The 20290-nt window shown below is 63.7% G+C and carries 14 protein-coding genes; 8 read left to right on the top strand and 6 right to left on the bottom strand.

Going from position 1 to position 20290, the window contains the following annotated elements; translation table 11 throughout:
- Positions 1 to 83: 83 nt before the first annotated feature.
- The 6 genes from Q0982_RS04110 (at position 84) to Q0982_RS04085 (ending at position 9087) form a co-directional block, all read left to right on the top strand.
- On the top strand, positions 84 to 1307 hold the full coding sequence (locus Q0982_RS04110) for an alpha/beta fold hydrolase (protein ID WP_322096944.1): 1224 nt from the start codon (positions 84 to 86) through the stop codon (positions 1305 to 1307).
- 628 nt (positions 1308 to 1935) lie between these two features.
- Positions 1936 to 3642 (top strand): ABC transporter substrate-binding protein, encoded by a 1707-nt coding sequence (locus Q0982_RS04105; RefSeq protein WP_299392020.1) that lies wholly within the window; start codon positions 1936 to 1938, stop codon positions 3640 to 3642.
- Positions 3643 to 3790: 148 nt separating this feature from the next.
- Positions 3791 to 4738: an ABC transporter permease gene (locus Q0982_RS04100; RefSeq protein WP_299392018.1), complete on the top strand. Its 948-nt coding sequence runs from the start codon at positions 3791 to 3793 to the stop codon at positions 4736 to 4738.
- A 9-nt stretch (positions 4739 to 4747) separates the two neighbouring features.
- On the top strand, positions 4748 to 5635 hold the full coding sequence (locus Q0982_RS04095) for an ABC transporter permease (RefSeq protein WP_299392016.1): 888 nt from the start codon (positions 4748 to 4750) through the stop codon (positions 5633 to 5635).
- A gap of 12 nt (positions 5636 to 5647) precedes the next feature.
- Positions 5648 to 7759, top strand: a complete 2112-nt coding sequence (locus tag Q0982_RS04090) for an ABC transporter ATP-binding protein (RefSeq protein ID WP_299392015.1) — start codon at positions 5648 to 5650, stop codon at positions 7757 to 7759.
- Positions 7760 to 7974: 215 nt separating this feature from the next.
- Positions 7975 to 9087: an SPOR domain-containing protein gene (locus tag Q0982_RS04085; protein ID WP_299392013.1), complete on the top strand. Its 1113-nt coding sequence runs from the start codon at positions 7975 to 7977 to the stop codon at positions 9085 to 9087.
- Between the two features lie 18 nt (positions 9088 to 9105).
- On the opposite strand, the gene Q0982_RS04080 is transcribed toward Q0982_RS04085, so the two are convergent.
- The gene (locus Q0982_RS04080; RefSeq protein WP_299392011.1) at positions 9106 to 9336 is read right to left on the bottom strand and encodes a hypothetical protein; all 231 of its coding nucleotides are present in this window, start codon (positions 9334 to 9336) and stop codon (positions 9106 to 9108) included.
- Positions 9337 to 9595: 259 nt separating this feature from the next.
- Between Q0982_RS04080 and Q0982_RS04075 the strand changes: the two genes are divergently transcribed.
- Both Q0982_RS04075 and cls read left to right on the top strand, forming a co-directional pair.
- Positions 9596 to 13108, top strand: a complete 3513-nt coding sequence (locus tag Q0982_RS04075; protein ID WP_299392009.1) for a PAS domain S-box protein — start codon at positions 9596 to 9598, stop codon at positions 13106 to 13108.
- An 87-nt stretch (positions 13109 to 13195) separates the two neighbouring features.
- Entirely contained in the window at positions 13196 to 14650 is a 1455-nt protein-coding gene (gene cls, locus Q0982_RS04070) for a cardiolipin synthase (RefSeq protein WP_299392006.1), read from the top strand.
- Between the two features lie 49 nt (positions 14651 to 14699).
- On the opposite strand, the gene Q0982_RS04065 is transcribed toward cls, so the two are convergent.
- The 5 genes from Q0982_RS04065 to Q0982_RS04045 are packed head-to-tail and all read right to left on the bottom strand — an operon-like array spanning position 14700 to position 20282.
- On the bottom strand, positions 14700 to 15677 hold the full coding sequence (locus tag Q0982_RS04065; RefSeq protein WP_299392005.1) for a type II secretion system F family protein: 978 nt from the start codon (positions 15675 to 15677) through the stop codon (positions 14700 to 14702).
- A complete protein-coding gene (locus tag Q0982_RS04060; RefSeq protein WP_299392002.1) occupies positions 15674 to 16684 on the bottom strand; it encodes a type II secretion system F family protein in 1011 nt (336 codons plus the stop codon). Before Q0982_RS04060 ends, Q0982_RS04065 begins: the two co-directional genes overlap by 4 nt.
- On the bottom strand, positions 16681 to 18318 hold the full coding sequence (locus Q0982_RS04055; protein WP_299392000.1) for a CpaF family protein: 1638 nt from the start codon (positions 18316 to 18318) through the stop codon (positions 16681 to 16683). Before Q0982_RS04055 ends, Q0982_RS04060 begins: the two co-directional genes overlap by 4 nt.
- Positions 18319 to 18324: 6 nt before the next feature.
- Positions 18325 to 19563 carry a CpaE family protein gene (locus Q0982_RS04050; protein ID WP_299391997.1) on the bottom strand — a complete coding sequence of 413 codons (1239 nt, stop codon included), beginning with the start codon at positions 19561 to 19563 and terminating at the stop codon, positions 18325 to 18327.
- A 2-nt stretch (positions 19564 to 19565) separates the two neighbouring features.
- Positions 19566 to 20282: a CpaD family pilus assembly lipoprotein gene (locus tag Q0982_RS04045; RefSeq protein WP_299391995.1), complete on the bottom strand. Its 717-nt coding sequence runs from the start codon at positions 20280 to 20282 to the stop codon at positions 19566 to 19568.
- Between the last annotated feature and the right edge of the window lie 8 nt (positions 20283 to 20290).

The raw sequence follows: 20290 nt of genomic DNA, 5'->3' as shown, positions 1-20290 counted from the left end.
AAGACACAGGCATCATGGTCGGATCCGCAGGACTGCGGGTGATCGGGAACCCGCCAATCCGGCAGATCTGGGAGACGGGACGCATGGCGATGAAGAGTGAGAAACTGACCTTTCCGGGTGCGGGCGGAGAGATGCTGGCGGCACGCCTGGAACTCCCGGCCGGTCCGCCCCGAGCCTATGCCTTGTTTGCCCATTGCTTCACCTGCACCAAGGACATCTTTGCCGCGGCGCGCATTGCCGGGGCCCTGGCAGAGCAGGGCATCGCCGTCTTGCGCTTCGACTTTACCGGCCTCGGCGCCAGTGAAGGCGATTTCGCCAACACCAACTTTTCATCGAATGTCGGCGATCTGGTCCGGGCCGCCGATTATCTGCGGGAGACGCGGCAGGCGCCGAAGCTCATCATTGGCCACAGCCTGGGCGGCGCGGCGGTCTTGGCGGCGGCGGGCCAGGTGCCGGAGGCGGTGGCCGTGGCCACCATCGGCGCCCCTGCGGAGCCGGCCCATGTGGCGCATCATTTCACCGAAGCGCGCGAGGAGATCGAGGCCGCCGGAGAGGCGGAGGTCCTCTTGGTCGGCCGCCCTTTCCGCATCAAGAAGCAGTTCCTTGAGGACATCGAGGCGCAGCGCCTGGAAGCCGCCATCGCAGGCATGAAGAAAGCCCTCATCGTGTTTCATGCGCCCCGCGACCAGACTGTCGGCATCGACAACGCCGGGAAGATCTTCACCGCCGCCAAGCACCCGAAGAGCTTTGTCTCGCTGGACGATGCCGATCATCTGCTCAGCCGCAAGGAAGACGCCATTTACGTCGCCCAGGTCTTGGGTGCCTGGGCTGCACGCTACCTGGGTAACGATGGCAAGACTGCGCCGCCGCGGGCCAAGGATGGGACCGTTGTGGTCGAGGAGACCGGGGAGGGCCGCTTCACCCAGGCGATCGCCGCCGGGCCACACCAGTTGCGCGCCGACGAGCCGGAAAGCTATGGCGGCCTCGATTCCGGACCCTCGCCCTATGACCTGGTGCTGGCGGGACTGGGGGCCTGTACCTCCATGACCATCAGGATGTATGCAGAGCATAAGAAGCTGCCGCTCGAGACGGTGCGGGTCACGCTGACCCACGAGAAGATTCACGCGGTCGACTGCGAGGAATGCGAAACCAAGGACGGCAAGATCGACCGCATCGAGCGCACGATCGAGATCACCGGCGATCTGGATGAGAGCCAGCGTCAACGCATGCTGGCGATTGCGGACCGCTGCCCCGTTCACCGGACACTCGAGAGCGAAGTCCAGGTGGTCACGACCGAGAGCCGCTAGCAGGTGCGTTCCGGGAGGCCTCCACGGGGGAGGCGCCTGTGGGGCAGGGCGCGCACGGGGCCGCCCAGCGTCCCCGGAGGAGGGTCGCTTATGGCTCAGGGACTGTCGCAAACCTACAACTCGCGGGTTTCGGGCGACGATAAAGTTTGCTAGGCTTTTGGTTGAAAACGACAAAAACGAGCCAGCAAGCCGCCCAGGGAAGGTTTGTGGCGGCACAACTAAAGAGAAGCTTTTTTGAGGAACAGGGAAAACCCGGGGTTTGCGGACACCCGCTGACACAGTCAGTCCAGCGGTCAGAGCAAGGGCGTTAACGGTGGGCGCCGCAGGACTGCGGCAAACGGCGCAAACGGCAACGAAAACACCGTCATGCGGCGCAGCTGAACATCTCCAGCGCGGCGACAACCATGTCGTTTGTTCTGCCCGTCGGGTTGCACCAAGCCGATTGGGAGCACTTGAACACGGTTATGACAGGAATCCACCGATCCGGATTGTAGAATTCACCCGCGGCTTCCGCACGGGTAGACTACGCGGGGAGCGGTGGAGGATTATCTGGACCAGACTGGGCCACGGGCTGAACATGCGCGGCCGCCGGCAGGCTCCGACACAAGATCATCAGGGAGACATGCATATGACCAAAGAGTTAGAGACCATCAACGGTAAGCCGCTCCATCCGGGCGTCGAGACGCTCTGTGAGCAGTTCAAGAGCGGCAAGATGGACCGTCGCGAGTTCGTGCGTCTCAGCGCGTTCCTCGGCGTGTCGGCCGCCTCCGCCTATGCCTTCGCCGGCGACCCGACCGGCGGGATGTTCAAGGAAGCCGCTGCGGAAACACCGAAGAAGGGCGGCGTGCTGCGGGTTGCCATGCAGGTCCAGCAGATGGTCGATCCGGCCACCTACGACTGGACCGAGATGTCCAATCAGGCGCGCCACATCGTCGAGTACCTGACGATCACCGGCAACGACAACATCACGCGGCCCTATCTGGCCGAAAGCTGGGAAGCTTCGGACGATCTGAAGACCTGGACCTTCAACCTGCGCCGGGGCGTCAAGTGGAGCAACGGCGACGACTTCAACGCCGACGACGTGGTCTTCAATTTCACCCGCTGGCTCGATCCGGCGACGGGATCGTCGAACCTCGGCCTGTTCTCGGCCATGACCGAGGACTACGACACCGGCGAGAAAGACGACGCCGGCAACCCCAAGATGGGCAAGCGCATGACCGAAGGTGCGGTCGAGAAAGTCGATGACCACACCGTGCGCGTGCGTCTGAATTCGCCGGTGCTCTCGATGCCGGAGAACCTCTACAACTATCCGACCGCGATTGTGCACCGGAACTTCACGAAAGACGGCGGTGATCTGTCCAAGAACCCGGTGGGCACCGGCGCGTTCGAGCTGGCCGACTTTGCGGTCGGCGAGAAGTGCGTTCTGCGCAAGCGCAGCGAGCCCTACTGGGGTGGCGAGGTCTATCTCGACGAGATCCACTACATCGACACCGGCCAGGATGCTTCGGCGGGCATTGCCGCACTCGCTTCGGGTCAGGTCGATGCGCTTTACAACCTCGACATCTCCACGATCGAGATTGCGGAGCGTGTGCCCGGTGTCTTCATCTCCCAGGTCGTCACGGCCCAGACGGGCGTGATCCGCATGAAGGTGACGGAAGCGCCCTTCGACAATCCGCTGGTGCGCAAGGCCATGGTTGCCGCTGCCGACAACGATCAGATCCTGAAGCTGGCCTACCGCAGCCTCGGGGCGATGGGTGAGAACCACCATGTTTCCCAGGTGCACCCGGAGTATGCGGAACTGCCGCCACTGAAGCGGGACGTGGCCAAGGCCAAGGCCTTGCTGGCGGAAGCCGGCTATGCGGACGGCATTAAGGTCACCTGTAACGTCGGCAACACCGAAGGCACCTGGGAACAGGACTCCCTGCAGGTGCTGAAGGAACAGGTCGCCGAGGCCGGGATCGACATCAACATCAATGTGATGCCGGCGGCGCAGTACTGGGAGGTCTGGGACAAGGCTCCTTTCAGCATCACCTCCTGGACCCACCGTCCGCTCGGCACCATGGCGCTGGCCCTGGCCTACCGTTCGGGCGTGCCCTGGAACGAGTCGAGCTACAGCAATCCGGAGTTCGACGCGGCGCTTGAAGCGGCCGAGTCGATCCTGGATGTGGAGGAACGCCGCAAGGCCATGGTGAAGGTCGAGCAGATCCTCCAGGACGACGCCGTCATGGTGCAGCCCTTCTTCCGCTCGGTCTTCACTGCCGCGCGCGACAACGTCAAGGGCTACAGCACTCATCCGACACGCTATCACCAGTTCAACACGGTCTGGCTGGCGTGAGGTTTGTGGGGCCGCAACGGAGGGACGTTGCGGCCCCTTTCTTTTGTGGCGGGGCAGCGCCGCGCCACCGCTTCGTATGACCGGGACGGCCAGAGAGCGCAGACAACAGCCGGGGGGCCGCGTCGGGGGACGGGAAGGCTAGGAAGCGATGCTGATATTTATAGCGCGACGCATCGGGACCATGGTGTTGACCATGCTTGTCGTGTCGCTCCTTTTGTTCCTGCTGCTGGAGATCAACGTCGAAGGGGTCGCCGTCAAGGTGCTCGGCGCCTACAGCTCCGACCAGCAGCGGGAGATCTGGCTGGAGAACAACGGGTACTTCGACCCGCTGCCGGTGCGCTATGCGCGCTGGCTCGGCAACGCTGTGGTTGGCGATTTCGGGGATTCCGTTCGCTTCAAGGTTCCGGTGTCGGAAATCCTGCCGGAGCGCATCTGGAACACCGCAATCCTCGGTTTCTGGGCGCTCCTGATCGCCTCGCTCATCGGGCTGTTCCTGGGCGTCCTTGCCGGCATGCGCGAGGGCTCCGGCACGGACCGGACAGTCTCGGTCGGCTCCATTGTCACCACCTCGGTGCCGGAGTTCGCCTCCGCGCCTTTGCTCTCGGCGCTTTTCGTTTTCTACCTTCCCCAGGCTATCGGCTGGGGGCTTCCCGGCACCAGTTCCATGTCTTCCGGGTTCGACTGGACCCAGCTGATCCTGCCCATCATGGTGCTGGTGCTCTATGACTTCGGCTATATCGCGCGCATGACCCGCGCCTCCATGGCCGAGGTCATGATGACGCACTATATCCGCACGGCTGTCTTGAAGGGGCTGCCCTATGGCGCGGTGATCCGCAAGCACGCGCTGCGCAACGCGCTTATTGCACCTTTCACGGTCATCATGCTGCAGATCAACTGGCTGCTCTCGGGTGTGATCGTGGTCGAGGTTTTCTTCGCCTATAAGGGGTTCGGGTCGCTCCTGCTGGAGGCCTCGCTGAACCAGGACATCTTCCTGATCGAGGCCTGTGCCATGGTGGCGGTCTTCGTTGCCGTGGGCACGCAGACCCTGGCCGATATCGGCTACACCTACCTCAATCCCCGTATCCGGTTCAGCTAGGAGGGCGCAATGACGGATCAAGCCATATCGTCGATGCGCCGGGAACCGGCGATCCTGCGCCTGATCAAGGGCGCCGCGCTGATCCGTGAGAGCTGGGTCGGCATGGTGGGTCTTGGCATCATCGTGTTCTGGGCGGTCGTTGCTCTTCTTGCGGACGTCATCGCACCGTTCCCGCCCAACGCGACGGGGGCGCCGATGACCCTGCCGGGCGGACCCGCACTGGACGGCAGCGGGACTCACTGGCTGGGAACCGACCAGCTGGGCCGCGACATTCTCTCGCGCATCATTCACGGCTCGCGCCAGGTGCTGCTCTACGCGCCTCTGGCGACGCTCTGCGCCTATGCGGTGGGGATCCCGATGGGCCTGGCGGCGGGCTATCGCCGCGGGCTGACGGACGATGTCCTGTCGTTCATCGCCAACGTCATTCTCTCGTTCCCGGTGCTGGTGCTCTACATCATCATCATCGCCACCATCGGCGCCTCGGGGATCAACATCATCATCGCCGTTACCTTCGCCTCGGCGCCGGGCATCATGCGTATCGTTCGCGGGCTGGTGCTGGACCTGCGGAACCGGGAGTACGTCTTCGCGGCGGAAACCCGCGGTGAGTCGGCCTGGCGCATCATGCTGGTCGAAATCCTGCCGAACGCGCGGGGACCGCTCATTGTCGATGGCTGCCTGCGTCTGGGCTACGTGATCATCACCATCGGCACCCTGGGCTTTCTCGGTCTCGGCTTGCCGCCGCCCGATCCGGACTGGGGCAAGATGATCACCGAAGCCAGGGCCTTCATCCAGTTCATGCCGCACATGGCGATCTTCCCCTGTATCGCCATCTCGTCGCTGGTCCTGGGGTTCAACCTGCTGGCCGACGGCCTGCGCGAAGTCTCGCTGCGGGACTAGGGAGAAGGCATCATGGAGAACGGCAGCAACACCTACGACGGCCCGGTGCTGGAATGCAGGGATCTCTGCATTTCCTACTTCACCAGGGCCGGCGAGATCCCGGCGGTCATCGACTTCAACATGACCCTCCATCAGGGCGAGTCGATCGGCCTGGTCGGCGAGTCCGGCTGCGGCAAATCGACGGTCGCCATGGCGATCATGCAGTACCTGGGCAAGAACGGCGCCATCGTCGGCGGCCAGGTGCTCTACAAGGGCCGCGACCTCTCGACCCTCAGCCCGGAGGAATTGCGTCAGCTGCGCGGGAACGAGATCTCCATGGTCTATCAGGAGCCCATGGCCTCGTTGAACCCCAGCATGACCCTGGGGCGCCAGTTGATGGAGGTGCCGCTTTGCCACGAGAACATCAGCGAGAAGGAAGCTTACGAGCGCGCGCGGCAGATACTGGCCGACGTCAAGCTGCCGGACCCCGAACGCGTTATGGCCGCCTATCCGCACCAGATCTCGGGGGGCCAGCAGCAGCGTGTGGTCATCGCCATGGCGCTGCTGTCCAATCCCTCGCTGCTGCTGCTGGACGAGCCGACGACCGCGCTCGACGTGACGGTGGAGGCCGGCATCGTAGAACTCATCGGCGAGATCGCCGGCCGCTTTAACACCTCCATGGTCTACATCTCGCACAACCTCGGCCTGATCCTGGCGACCTGCAACCGAGTCAACGTCATGTATTCCGGTGTCGTGGTCGAACATGGATCGGTGAGTGAAGTTTTCGACCACATGCGCCACCCTTATACGAAGGGGCTGTTCGGCTGCATTCCCTTGCCCGGCGCCGACAAGACCGCGCGCCCACTGGTGCCGATCCGCGGCCAGCTGCCGCTGCCCCATCAGCGGCCCCAGGGCTGTTATTTCGGGCCGCGCTGCGATTTCTTCCAGGCCGGCACCTGCGACCAGGAGGGCCTCCACATGACGGAGGTCCCGAACGAGCCGGGCCACAGCGTCCGTTGCCGGCGCTGGCAGCAGATTGACTGGGACAGCTACAACCCCGAAGGCGTCGGGGCGAGCGAGATGGAGGCGGGCGAAGTCGTGCTCTCCATCGACAACATGAAGAAGTACTACGAGGTGACGGACAACTCGATCGCCGCGATGGTCAAAGGCAATCGGGTGCGTCACGTGAAGGCCAACGAGAGCATCTCCTTCGATGCCCGCGCCTGCGAAACGGTCGCGATCGTCGGCGAGTCGGGCTGCGGCAAGTCCACCTTCGCCAAAGTCCTGATGGGCCTGGAGACCGCCACCGAAGGGAAGGTGGTGTTCAACGGCAAGGACATCTCGCAGGAAGAGGTCCAGAACCGCTCGCCGGAGCAGATCGGCTCCATGCAGATGGTCTTTCAGAACCCCTTCGATACCTTGAACCCCAGCCACACGGTGGGCTCTCAGCTCGCCCGGGTGATCCGCAAGTTCGGCGTTCACACCGACAAGGACAAGGTCGAGGCGCGGGTTATGGAACTGCTCGACCTCGTGAAGCTGCCCCGTGAGTTTGCACGGCGGCGGCCGCGCCAGCTTTCCGGCGGCCAGAAGCAACGCGTCGGAATCGCGCGCGCCTTCGCCGGCAATCCCTCCACTGTGGTCGCCGACGAACCGGTCTCGGCTCTCGATGTCTCCGTGCAGGCGGCGGTGACGGGGCTGCTTATGGACATCCAGAAGACCTATCGGACGACCTTGCTGTTCATTAGCCACGATCTCAGCCTGGTGCGCTATCTGGCGGACCGCGTGGTGGTGATGTACCTGGGCAACATCGTCGAGCAGGGGACGACCGACGAGGTGTTTACGCCGCCTTATCACCCCTACACTGAGGCGCTGCTTTCGGCCGTGCCGATCGCGGATACCTCCATCGAGAAGAAGCGGATCATTCTTGAAGGCAACCTGCCGTCGGTCACCAATCCGCCGACGGGCTGCCCCTTCAACACCCGCTGCCCGCGGAAGATCGGGGACGTCTGCGAGACCCAGGCTCCGCCGGTCTACGAGCCGTCGCCCGGGCACCAGATCGCCTGCCATCTCTCGGTTGAGACCTTCCAGGAGATGCAGCCCGTGATCGTTCAGCCGGATGAGCCGGCCAGTCCCGCAGCGGAGTAGGGCGCCGGGTTCCGCGGCCCCGCAAGGTTAACGCTTTTGCCCCACTGACGCGCTGCTGCAAGCCCTTGTCGGCGCCCTCGCAGGGTCGTACCTTCCCCCTTATGGACAAGGGGGTTGCAAGGACATTTGGCGCAGATCCGGCTCGCCGGTCGAAGCGCCGTCGAAAGGGACTGATTCGCGGTCTGCTGACCACAGGCCTGACGGGCGGCCTGTGCGTGGCCGTTCTGGGCGCCTGCACCATAGAGATGGGCCCGCCGCCGGACTCCGACCCGGCGCTGGTTCCAGAGGCGCAGCGTCAAGCCCCGCCACCGCCGCAGCCCAGCGAGCCTCAAGCCTGGTCAAGAGATCTGGATTTCGACGGCGGCGAGCGGCAGTTCGAGCGTGAGCAGCTTGCCGAGGGGTTGGTCGCCGAGGATCAACCCCGAACCTACAGCGCCGAGCGTCTGACCTTCGAAAGCGCCCAGTCTTCCGAGCGCCCGCCGACCGAGGCTGAACTGATCCGTGAGCGCGCCCGCCAGCGCCTCCTGGAGGCTCAGGGGCGCTCCGGGGGAGCGCCTGCGGCGCCCTCCATCGCGCCGCCAAGAGTGGCGGCTGCGCCCGTCGAGACGGTCAGTGCTGAAGCCTTGCCGCCCCAGGGCGCGGGGGCGGCCCAAGAGGTGCCTGCGGCTGCCGCGCAGGCGGCGGATGACACGGCGGGCGGTGACGGCACAGCCGAGCCCGTCGAGGCTGCGGCCAAACCGGCGCGCCAGCGGCCCTCTCTGCCACCGCCGCCGACGATGCCGACGCAGGCACCAGCCACGCAGGTCGCCGCGGTGGAACCGGCGCCCGTGCCGGCGCCAGCCTCTCAGGAACAGGCTGCCGCGCCGGGGTCGGCACAGGAGGCAGCGCCTCAGCCGGCGCCCGGGCCCGCGTCTGGGCCCGCGTCTGGGCCCGTTTCTGGCATTGAGCCGGTGCCAGGACCACAGGCCAAGCTGTCGCCCGGCGCAGCGGGGCAGAATCCCACGCCGGTTGCGCCGGCCGCAACCTCCGCAGGGCCCGTTTCCGATGCTCCGGCGGACTTCTGGGACGCGCCACCGGGCACCATTCTGGTCCAGATCTCGGCGATCCAGGATCAGGCCAAAGTGGCCGGCGAGTGGGATCGTCTGAAACGCGGCTATCCCGAGGTCCTGGGGCCGCTGCGGCTGGTCGTGGAAGAGGCCAAGCTGGGCGACCGCGGGGTCTTCTTCCGGGTTCAGGCCGGTGGATTCGCCTCTCAGGTGCAGGCTGAGGACGCCTGTACGACCCTCACCGCGCGCGGCCAGCCGTGTTTTGTCGTGGAGCGGCCGTAGGGGCCAAGCTGCTGCCTGCTATGGTGTGACTCTGATCTCGCTGTCGGTCACCATCGCGAAGGGCACGCGCAGGGCGACGAACTTCCATTCCGGCCCGCGCGCCTCGGCCCAGTGGCGGAACTGCTGCTTTGCCCGGTGCACGACTTCTTCGTCGCTCTGCTCGTGGGCACTGACGACCTGCTGGTAAATCTCCAGGTGGATCTGATGCTCATCGTCGTCAAGCTGAAGCATTACGTCGTACTTCGGCATGGAAATACGTCCCGTCCTTGATATCATCGACCGCGTCAATCATCGCCCAGGACGCCTTGCGCTTTCGTTAAGCGGAAACCTGTGCCGCTTCAATATGGTTAACCGTTCCTTTATGGTTCTTGATGCTGGATGGATCATGCAGGAGCATTGCCGGCGGAATCAGCGCACGCCGGGGCAGAAGCGGGTGCCGCGGCAGTCTCTCATGAAGCAACATCCGCAGCGCAGAGACGCTTAAACGGGAAGATCGCTGAGCTAAGCCATGCAAGTGGGTGGACAGTCCCAAGTCCAGGATCAGTGGGTCCTGCCGGACTTCGCAGAGCGGGTCCTGGAACGCTTGCCGCTGCCGGTTGCCGTTGCGACCTGGCGGGAGGGCGACAACGAACCGCAGCTGATTTATGGCAACCAGGCCTTTATTGATCTGACCGGTCTGACGCCCTCTGCGGCGCAGCCGGCGGACCTGTCTTCGATCCTGGAGGCCGAAGTTGGTGATGACCCTGATTCTGACCGAGGGCAGGACCGCTTTGCCGGCTTCTCGCTCGGTTCCTCCTTCGTCCAGACAGCGAGGCTGGCGGGGCCCGATTGCGGTGCCGGCCTCTTTCGCCTGGAGTGGGCACCCCTTGGCATGCCCCTGGGCAGCGGTGCCGGATGGTCCGTCACATTGACACTCCAGGACAGCGTTGAGGACCTGAAGGCGGCCCTGACCCTCAGCGAAGCACAGTTCGGTGCCGTGCTCGAGCACTCGCCGATGGAAATGTGCTTTCGTGACATGCAGGGCCGCTATGTGGCGACCAGCCAGCGTTTTGCCGAGATCTACGGGAAAAAGCGGGAGGAGCTCCCCGGCAAGCGAGTCACCGACCTGGGTGTTGCGGATGAATGGGTGGAGCGCAACCTGCGCATTGATCGGGAGGTTCTGGGAGACCGCAAGCCGATTGTTTTTGAGGAGTCGATCCCGCTTCAGGACGGTGCCATTGAGGCTATCACCATCAAGTTCCCGGTGATCTCGCGCAACGGCGCCCTTTTGGGAATCGGCACGATCTCCTCCGACGTGACCCAGCGGCGCAAGGTGGAGCAGGCCCTGCGGGACAGCGAGGAGTGCCTGCGCATGATTTTCGAGCATGCGCCGCTCTATATGAACATCAAGGATTCCGAAGGCCGCTACATGGCGGTGAGCCGTCAGCTCTGCGAAGTCCACGGCCTTACGCCGCAAGAGATCTACGGACGCCTTCCGGCTGAGATATCCGCCAATTCCGAGTGGGCCGAGAAGGTCAGACGGGCCGATCAGGAGGTCCTGAAAAGCGGCCGTTTGTTGATCCAGGAAGAGGTGGTGCAGACCAAAGGCGGCAAGCGGACGGTGTTGACCATCAAGTTTCCCAGGCGCGATGCCAAAGGAGGCGTCATCGGTCTGGCTTCGCTCGGAAGCGACATGACGGAGCGCAAGCGTGCCGAACGGGCGCTCTTCCAGAGCGAGCTGGAAGCGGCGCGGACCAAGGCTTTGCTGTCCGAATCGATCGAGAGCATGACCGATGGCTTCGTCTGGTACGACACGGACGGAAAGCTGATCCTCTGCAACAGCAAGTATCGTGAGCTGTTTCCGCGACTGGCTGAGGAGATTTGTCCCGGTGCGGACTACAGCGATCTGATGAAGCTGGCCTTCGACCGGGACCAGTTCTCGGTTATGGCGGCGGACGAGGTGCCTCTGGGCCAGAAGGAGATGCCGCGCTACGTCATGAGCCATCCGACCTTCCGCACCAAAACCAGCGAGGGCCGATGGATCGAAGCGCGCAACCATCCTGTGGAGGCGGGCGGCTTCATCGGGATCCGGCTCGATATCACAGAGCGCGTGCAAGCCGAAGATGCCCTGAAGGACAGCGAACAACGGTTCAAGGACTTTGCCGAGTCGGGGCCGGGCGGATTCTGGGAAATGGACCAGGATCTGAGGATCTCCTCCTTTCTCGACATTCAGACGGCGAGCGGCCCGTCGCGGCCGAGCGCTGAAGAGGCGGTTGGCTGTACTCTTTGGGAACTTTTCGGCGCCGACATCCTCAAGGATCCCTACTGGCGCGGCTTCCATGAGGACTTCAGGGCGCGCCGCCCGATCCGCGACCTGCGCGCGGCCTTCACCGATGCCAAGGGAGACCGCTATCACTGGCGGATCAACGGGAAGCCGCACTATGACCGCAGCGGCCGCTTCAGCGGCTATCGGGGCGTGGCTGAGGACGAGACAGCGGAGATCGAGGCGCGGCGGCATGCAGAGGCGGCCGAAGCGCGCCTGATTGACGCAATCGAAAGTCTGTCAGAGGGCTTCGCCCTGTTCGACGCCGAGGACCGCCTCGTTCTCTGCAACCAAACCTACAGACATCCCTCTGAAAATCGGGGCACGCATATCGTTCCGGGCGCCACCTTTGAGGACATCATTCGCACCAACGTCAAGAATGGCTATGTCCCCGGTCTGGACGATCCGGAGGCTGCCGAGGCCTGGGTCCAGCAGCGCCTTGCCCATCATCGGGCGGCGGAGAGCTTTCTGCAGCAGGACTGGAATGACGGGCGCTCGCTTCTGATTACCGAACGGCGAACCCGCGACGGCGGCACCGCCTGTGTCATTTCGGATATCACCGAACTGCAAAGGGCACGCAAAGCAGCGGAGACGGCGAATGAGGCCAAGACCCGTTTCCTTGCGGCTGCCAGCCACGACCTGCGCCAACCCCTCCATGCCATTGAGCTGTTCGTGGCTGCTTTGGAAGCGACGGTCCAGGATGACGACGTAAGCGATATCGTTGCGGACATTCGCGAGGCGTCCGAGGCGGCAGGTCGTCTGCTGAATGCCCTACTGGACATCTCGGAACTGGAGACCGGTCAGCTTGAGGGGCACTTCCAGGCTGTTGCAGTTCAGCGGATGCTCGACGGCCTCCAAAGGGTTTACGCCCATCAGGCGGAAGACCGTGGACTGATGCTGCGGATGGTGCCCAGCAGCCAGATGGTCCACAGCGATCCGGACCTCCTGGAACGGATCCTCGGCAATCTGATGTCCAATGCGCTGCGCTATACACAGACGGGCAAGGTCCTGGTCGGCTGCCGGCGCCGGGCCGGGCGGATCCGCATCGAAGTCTGGGACACCGGGCCGGGCGTTCCGGCATCCAAGCGCGAAGCCATCTTCGAGGAGTTCCACCAGCTGGACAATCCGGCGCGTGACCGGCGTAAAGGCGTAGGTTTGGGCCTTTCCATCGTCCGGCGCCTGGCCGACATTCTCGGGCATGAGATTATCGTCGATTCCGTCGTTGGCCGGGGCAGCATGTTCGCGGTCGAATTGGAGGCCGCGGAGGGTCCGGCCAGGCCGCTGCCGGCGGTGCCAAAGAAGGTCGAGGAAGCGTTTCTGGCCGAGGGACTTCAGGTCCTTGTCGTTGAAGACGATGTGCAGAGCAAGAAGGGCATGGCCATGGTCCTGCAGTCCTGGGGCTGTGGCGTGCATGTTGCCACCGACTACGACGAGGCCTGCGTCCGGCTGCAGGCGGCCGAGGCGCCGATCGACCTGATCGTTGCGGATTACAGGCTTCCCAATCATGTCACCGGGGTTGAGGTGGCGGTCCGGCTGCGGCGCCTCTGCGGCCGAGAGGTCCCGGTGCTGATCGTCACCGCCGATCAGGGCGTGGAACCGCGGCGCGAGATCGCCGCAAACGGATTCAAGTCTTTGCGTAAGCCGGCCCGTACAGAGGATCTCCAGGCTGCGCTGCTGGAGGTTCGAGACAGCCGCGAAACCGCAGCCCAGGATCTCTAAGGTCGAGGAAGAGGCCTGACCGCACCGCTTTTTGCTGCGGTCGATGCGACGGCGCGGTAAAAGCATGCGTCGATGTGAACAGGTCCGGTGACGTCCTTGTCCGTGTTTCAGAGCGAGAATGCCTGGGTCATCCTGGCCCTTCTGGCGGGCCTTATCCACTTCTCCGGCCTGTTCTCTGCCTTGCATGCGGTCGTGCGGACGCGCACCGCCCAGGGGGCAGTGGCCTGGACGATCTCACTGATCACCTTTCCCTACCTTGCGCTGCCGCTGTACTGGATTTTCGGTCGCGGAAAGTTCCATGGCTACGTGGCTGCCAGGCGCAGCGGCGACCTGCAGATCCACCACATTGCTGCCGAGCTGCGTCAGCGCCTGTCGCAGGCGGTCGGGCATCGCGGGGGTGTCGGTGGGGCGCGCCTGGGGGTGCTGGAAGAACTGGCCGGCATGCCGGTGACCGCAGGCAACCGGATCGATCTGCTGCAGGACGGCTGCGCTGCCTACGGCGCCATGTTCGAGGCCATGGACCAAGCCGAGCGCTACGTCCTGCTGCAGTCATACCTGGTGCGTGACGACGATCTCGGCCGTGACCTCAAGGCCCGTCTGGCCCGCCTGTCCAGGCGTGGTGTGAACGTCTGTTTCCTCTATGACGAGATCGGCAGCCACGGCCTCCCGGCGCGCTACACCGCCGACCTGCGCAAGGAGGGCGTGAACGTTCGGGCCTTCTCGACGACCCAGGGCCCGGTGAACCGGTTTCAGTTGAACTTCCGCAACCACCGCAAGATCCTGGTGGTCGATGGATCCCTGGCGTTTCTCGGCGGCTTCAACTTCGGCGACGAGTATCTTGGGCGGGACAGGCAGTTCAGCCCCTGGCGCGACACCCATGTCCGCCTTTTCGGGCCATGCGTCCAGGCTTTGCAACTGGCTTTCGTCGAGGACTGGTACTGGGCGGCGCGCGAAGTTCCGGCGCTGAACTGGGACCCGGCGGAAGCCATGGGCGAGAGCGCGGCTCTCATCCTGCCGACCGGCCCTGCCGATTACTGGGACAGTTGCGCACTTTTTTTCCTGGAGGCCATCTCCACCGCGCGGCACCGGATCTGGATCGCCAGTCCGTACTTCGTGCCGGATGAGCAGACCTTGGCCGCTTTGCAGCTCGCACGGCTGCGTGGCGTTGAGGTCCGCTTGCTGCTGCCGGAGAAAGCGGATCACGTCTGGGTCGACTGGGCCAGCTATGCCCACTATCCGATGGCAGAACGTGCGGGCATCGAAATCTACCGCTATGAGGCCGGGTTTCTGCACCAGAAAGTGCTGTTGATCGATGACGATCTGGCAAGCGTCGGGACGGCAAACCTCGACAATCGCTCCTTCCGGCTGAACTTCGAGGTCTCACTGGTGGTGTTCGACCCGGCCTTTGCGAATCAGGTCAAGACCATGCTTCTGGCTGACTTTGCCGTCAGCCGCCGGGTCATAGCCGGCGAACTGGACGATAAATCGGTCTGGTTCCGCTTCGGGGTCAGCCTGTCGCGGCTTCTGGCGCCGGTGCTGTAGGCGCAGGCCGGAGCCGTTCAGCCGCCGTCCAGCCGCCGCTCGGCGCTGGCTACATGTTCGAGAGAGCGTCGATCGTCCGCAGTGCCGCGGGGCCGATCAGAACGATGAACAACGGCGGCAGGATGAAGATGATCATCGGGACGGTCAGGAGCGCCGGCAGGCGGGCCGCTTTCTCCTCAGCTTTCATGGCCCGCTCCTCGCGGGACTCTGCCGAGAGGACACGCAGGGAGTGAGCCAGCGGCGTACCGTAACGCTCGGCCTGCAGCAGTGTTCCGACCATGCCGCGGATCACCGTCAGGTCGGTGCGGAGGGCGAGGTTCTGAAGGGCAGTGCGGCGGTCGGGAAGGAAGCCTAGCTCAAGGCCGGTGAGGCTGAACTCATCGGCAAGCTCCGGGGCTGTCTTGTCCATTTCCTTGGCCACCCGCATCAGGGTGGCATCCAGACTGAGACCGGCCTCCGAGCAGATGACCATGAGGTCAAGGGCGTCCGGCAGCGCTTTACGGATTGCCGTCTGACGTTTCTGGGCCTGGTTCTTCACCAGGATGTCCGGCAGATAGGCGCCGAAGATCACGGCACCCAAGGCGGCGCCGGCTTTTCCGGCAGGGCTCATGTCGTAGGCTTCGATACCGTAGAGCATGAAGGTCGCCACACCGCCGAAGACGAAGGGCAGCGCCAGCTTGCAGAAGAAGAACTTCACCATGGCGTCTTTGTTGCGCCAACCCGCCTGCATCAGCTTGATGCCGACTTTCTTGGCCTGAGCACTGCGAAGCAGCTTCAGCCTGTCGACGGTCTTGTGCATCAGGGTGACGCTCGGCTGCTTGCCAGAGCCACGCCGCCGGGGCGTCATGATGCCAGAGCGCAGGTCGCGGCGCTGGTCGGCGATCATCTTCGCCCGCTTGCTGGAAACGTCGCGGTGCAGCAGCGTGAACCACACGGCGATGACGCTGATGAGGACCGAGATGCCGGACATGGTGACCAGCAGGTCCTCGAGCGTCATGCCCGGTGGGATGAGGTCCTCCAGCGTCATATCTCGAACTTCACCATCTTGTACATGACGCCGATACCCATGCCGAAGCTGAGGAAGCCGAGACAGACCAGGAAGATACCGCGGTCATCTGTGAAGAGATCGGAGATATAATCCGGGTTCACCAGGTAGATGAGCAAGGCCATGATGAAAGGCAGCGACCCGATGATGTAAGCGCTGGCTTTGGCCTCCGAGGAGAGCGCCTTGATCTTCAGCTTCAGCTGGCGCCGCCGCCGCAAAACGTCTGAGAGGTTGGACAGGGTTTCGGCCAGGTTGCCGCCGGTCTCGGATTGGATGGCCAGGGCGACGGTGAAAAAGTTGAACTCCTGAATGTCAAGGCGCTTCGATGCGTCCCAGAGCGCGTCTTCAAGCGATTCGCCCAGGCGGACCGTGTGGGTGATGCGCGAGAGCTCGGTGCCTACGGGATCCGGGATTTCCGTACCTGCGGCCTTGATGGACTCTGTAATCGGCAGGCCGGACTTCAGACCCCGGACCATGAGGTCGATGGCCTCCGGGAAATGGGCGATGAACCGGTTTCTTCGCCGCCGGATTAGGAAGCTGAGGCCGAGGTGAGGCAGCATGATTGCCGCGAAGAGGGCGGCCAGGACGGCAACCAGGATCGGGACGAGCTTGAAGAACTGAAGTCCGGAAAACGTGACCAGGCCGAAAATCAGGCAGATAAAGAGATAGCGGCCAAGCGAACTGCCGTAGCCGGCGCTTGCGAGGCGCAGCCGGAGGATCTCCGGCCGTGGTGTCAGCCGCTTGATCAGACTGTCGAGAACCGCGATGTCGCTGTCCGTGTCCGAGCGGCGGATAGAGACGATCTCCTCTGGCGTGATCGTCTTCATGTTGGCGGTGCGAACCCGGTCGATGCGCCGCCGGGTCTGCTTGCCTGTGCTGTCGCCGCCAAAGACCAGAGCGAAGACGATGAGGGCCGCCAGCGCGGGCAGGACGATCAGAAGCAACTCGGCCGATACGGATCCGAGGCCCATCGGCAATTCGATGATCATCCCATGACCTCCATCAACGGCTTGTCGAGGCCGAAATAGGCGGCGCGGGGTGTGAAGTGGGGGCGCAACCCGGAAGACTTGAAGCTGCCCAGAAGCAAGCCGTCCTTGCCTTCGCCCTCGAACTCGTAGGTGAAAAGCGTCTGGGTTGTGATGATCTCACCTTCCATGCCGACGATTTCCTCGACATGGGTGACGCGGCGCATTCCGTCGCGCATGCGCGAAACCTGGACAATCATATCGAGGGCGGATGCGATCTGAGTCCGGACGGCGCGGGCCGGCAGGTTGATGCCGGCCATGCCGATCATGTTTTCCAGACGCGTCAGAGCCTCGCGGGGGCGGTTGGCGTGGATCGTGCCCAGAGAGCCGTCATGGCCGGTGTTCATGGCCTGCAGCATGTCGACGGCCTCGGAGCCGCGCACCTCACCCAGGATGATGCGGTCCGGCCGCATACGCAGAGCATTCTTGACGAGGTCACGCATGGTGATCTCGCCGCTGCCCTCCAGGTTGGGCGGCCGTGTTTCCAGGCGCACCACATGGGGCTGCTGAAGCTGCAGCTCGGCGGCATCTTCGATGGTCACGATTCGCTCACCGGGGTCGATCATCTGGGACATCGCATTGAGCAGCGTTGTCTTACCGGAACCCGTACCGCCGGAGATCAGGATGTTGAGCTGGCTACGCGACGCGATCTTCAAGACCGTTCCCATGGCCGGCGAGATGTTATTCTGATTCTGCATCACATCCAGAGTGATGCCCTTCTTGGCAAACTTTCGGATCGAGATCGAGGGACCGTCGATGGCCAAGGGAGGGATGATGATGTTGACGCGGCTGCCGTCGAGAAGACGGGCGTCGACAAGCGGCGTTGTCTCATCAACACGCCGGCCGATCTGCGACACGATCCTGCGCGCGATGTTCAGAACATGCTCGTCGTTCTGGAAGCGCACGCCTGAAAGCTCCAGCTTCCCGCGCCGCTCCACGTAAATCTGGTATGGCCCGTTCACCATGATATCGGTGACGCTCTCGTCGGCCAGCAGGGGTTCGAGGGGACCGAGACCCAGCATGTCGTCGAGCATCAGGTCGACGATCGACTGCTGTTCGGGGGCGTTGAGGTTCAGCTTCTCGTCAATTGTGATCTCACGCACGATCTCGCCGATCTGGCGCGTGAGATCGTCCCGCGGCAACTGGGAGGCAGCCGAAACGTCCAGCCGGTCCATGACCAGCGGATGTACCTTGTTCCTGGCGGCCTCGATGGTCGGCGTGTGTGTCGTCGCCTTGTCTTTGGGATGTCCTTCGGGGGGCGTAACCGCTCCGGACTGGGCCTCCGGAATCGTGCCGATGATTTCCTGACGCTCCTCGGGCTGCAAGGCCTCGCACTGCAGAAGCCAGTCGATCAAGCCCGTGACCAGCTTGCGTCTTTGTAGGAGCGTAAGCTTGGTGCCGCTGCGCTCGACTTCGTTGGTGAGGAGGTTGCCGATCCGCAGCGCCAGCTCAGGCCGCGGGATCATCGAGATGTCGTCATCCCCGAAGAGGCCGAGCACCGCAGGCTGCAACTGGCGGCGGACGGCATCGAGGTTGGCGTCCTCGATTTCCTCCGCGCCCGGCTTGGCTGTCTGATCGCTGTCTGCCACCCCCGTCACGGTCTGTTAGCTCCTGCGGAAAAACCCGCCAAATCCCCGTTTTTTCTTGGCGCCTTTCTGGGCCTTTGGCTGCTTTGGCTCGGGCAGCTTGATCTCACCGGCCAGCTTGCGGATGACCTTGCTGACCTTGGCTTTCGCATGCGACTGAGCCAGCGGTTTGCCGGTGTTCGCAGCGGCGTTGAAAACTTTGGGCTCGTCCGGCAGCAGCAGATCCACCTTGTGGTCCAGCGCCCGCTGAAAGTCTTTCAACTGCATTGCCTGCTTCGGGCCGGCAGAGCGGTTGGCGATGACCCGGACCTTGGTGTCCGGCGCTACTTCCTTGATGCCTGCGAGGATCCGAAGCGAGTCGCGCAGGCCGCAGAGGTTGAGCTCCGTGACCAGCATGACCTCGGTCGCCGTCTCGAAGATACGACGGCGCACAGCATAGGCCGAGCGGGGCACGTCGATGACGATGGCGTCGTTCGTGCGGCCCAAGGCTTCGAAGAGGGCATCGACGGCATTGGGGTTGTATTTGATCTCCGCGGTCAGGTTCTCTTCTGTGGCCATGACCGAGAGCTTCTCGGTGAGTTTGGCCGTGGCGCTCGAGATGAACAGGCCGTCGACGCGCGCAGGGTTCTCCAGGGCTTCGCGCAGGCCGCGGGTGGGCTCCAGATCCAGCGACAATGCAATCGTCCCGAATTCGAGATCGAGGTCGATCAGGGCGGTCTTGTGCTTGCGTTCCTCGCTCAGGATCCACGCCAGATTGACGGCGAGCGTGCTCGAGCCGACACCGCCGCGCGACCCGATGACGGCGATCCGCGCCTTTTCTTCCGGCGTTACCTCGGGCACGGCGGACTCGTGCGACTCCTCGGTTCGGTTGAGCGCGGATGCCAGGGCCTTTTCTGTAACTGGCTTCACCAGGTAGTCGGTCGCGCCGGAATCGACAATTTCGCGGTAGACCGAGATGTCGTTGACGGTTCCGATACCGATGATCTTCGTTGACTCGGGGATTGCCGCGCGCAGCGACATCATGGCCGTCTGGGGCGACGTCGCCTCGGAAACGTCGACGATGATGACACTGGGCGGAACCGTGGAACTCAGAAACTCGATCGCCTGATTGGGACCGCCATCCTTCAGCAAAGGCTCGGCGAAATACTCCCGCAAGACCGAGTCTACGACGGAGTGGGTCTGGTTATCCCCCACGAAGGCGACGCATTCGGCGGCGGTCGCATCGGACGGCTTGTGCTCCAAGATACGTTCAGCCACGCTCATTGTGATTTGGAGTCCTCTGCCTTGAGGGGCTCAATCTCACCGAGGCGATAACGCCGCACCGAACCGGCCGCGAACTCTCCGTCCGCGGGCTCCAGTGTGCGCCCGCGCTCCAGATCGCCAGGGTTGGCGACCATAACGCCCAGGTTGTGAGCATTGGAGCAGCCGAAAGCCGTATCGAAGGCAGGCCGATCGGGTTCCAGCGGCTGGGGCTGGTCACAGTCCGGTAGGATGGGCATGAACTTGGTCAGGCTCATACGAACTTCGTTGCTCTGCGATCCTGGTGCAGGGACGGCAGGCGCATCTCCCAGCACGGCTTCGTAACCGCGGTCGGCCAGCGCAACGCGCACCGCTTCCAGGCGCTGCAGTGTCAGGCGGTCGTACCGTGGGGCATCACCGCTGCCGGCTGAGAGGGAGACGACGGTGCCGGGGTCGGGTTCGGCTTCCCAGAGAAGGGCATCGATCGCCTGTTGAGCATCCTCGTCAAGCAGCGCGGAACTGCCAATGAAGAAGACCGACTGCTGGAACAGGATCGCGTCCGCCTGGTTCGCCGGAGAGGCCGGGATCTGCTGCCACTTGGCATGGTGGAAGACCACGTTGATGGCATCGGCGACCGCCTGCGCATCCGGCGAACGGTCCGGGTCGCCGGCGCAGCCTGTCGCCAGCAGGCAGAGAGCAAGGGCCGTGGTCAGGCGGATCTGTTTGCGTCCCGTCATCGCCATGC

The organism is Pelagibius sp. (assembly GCF_028281305.1).
Classification (GTDB): domain Bacteria; phylum Pseudomonadota; class Alphaproteobacteria; order Kiloniellales; family Kiloniellaceae; genus Pelagibius.
This window is presented reverse-complemented; position numbering and strand designations above follow the sequence as displayed.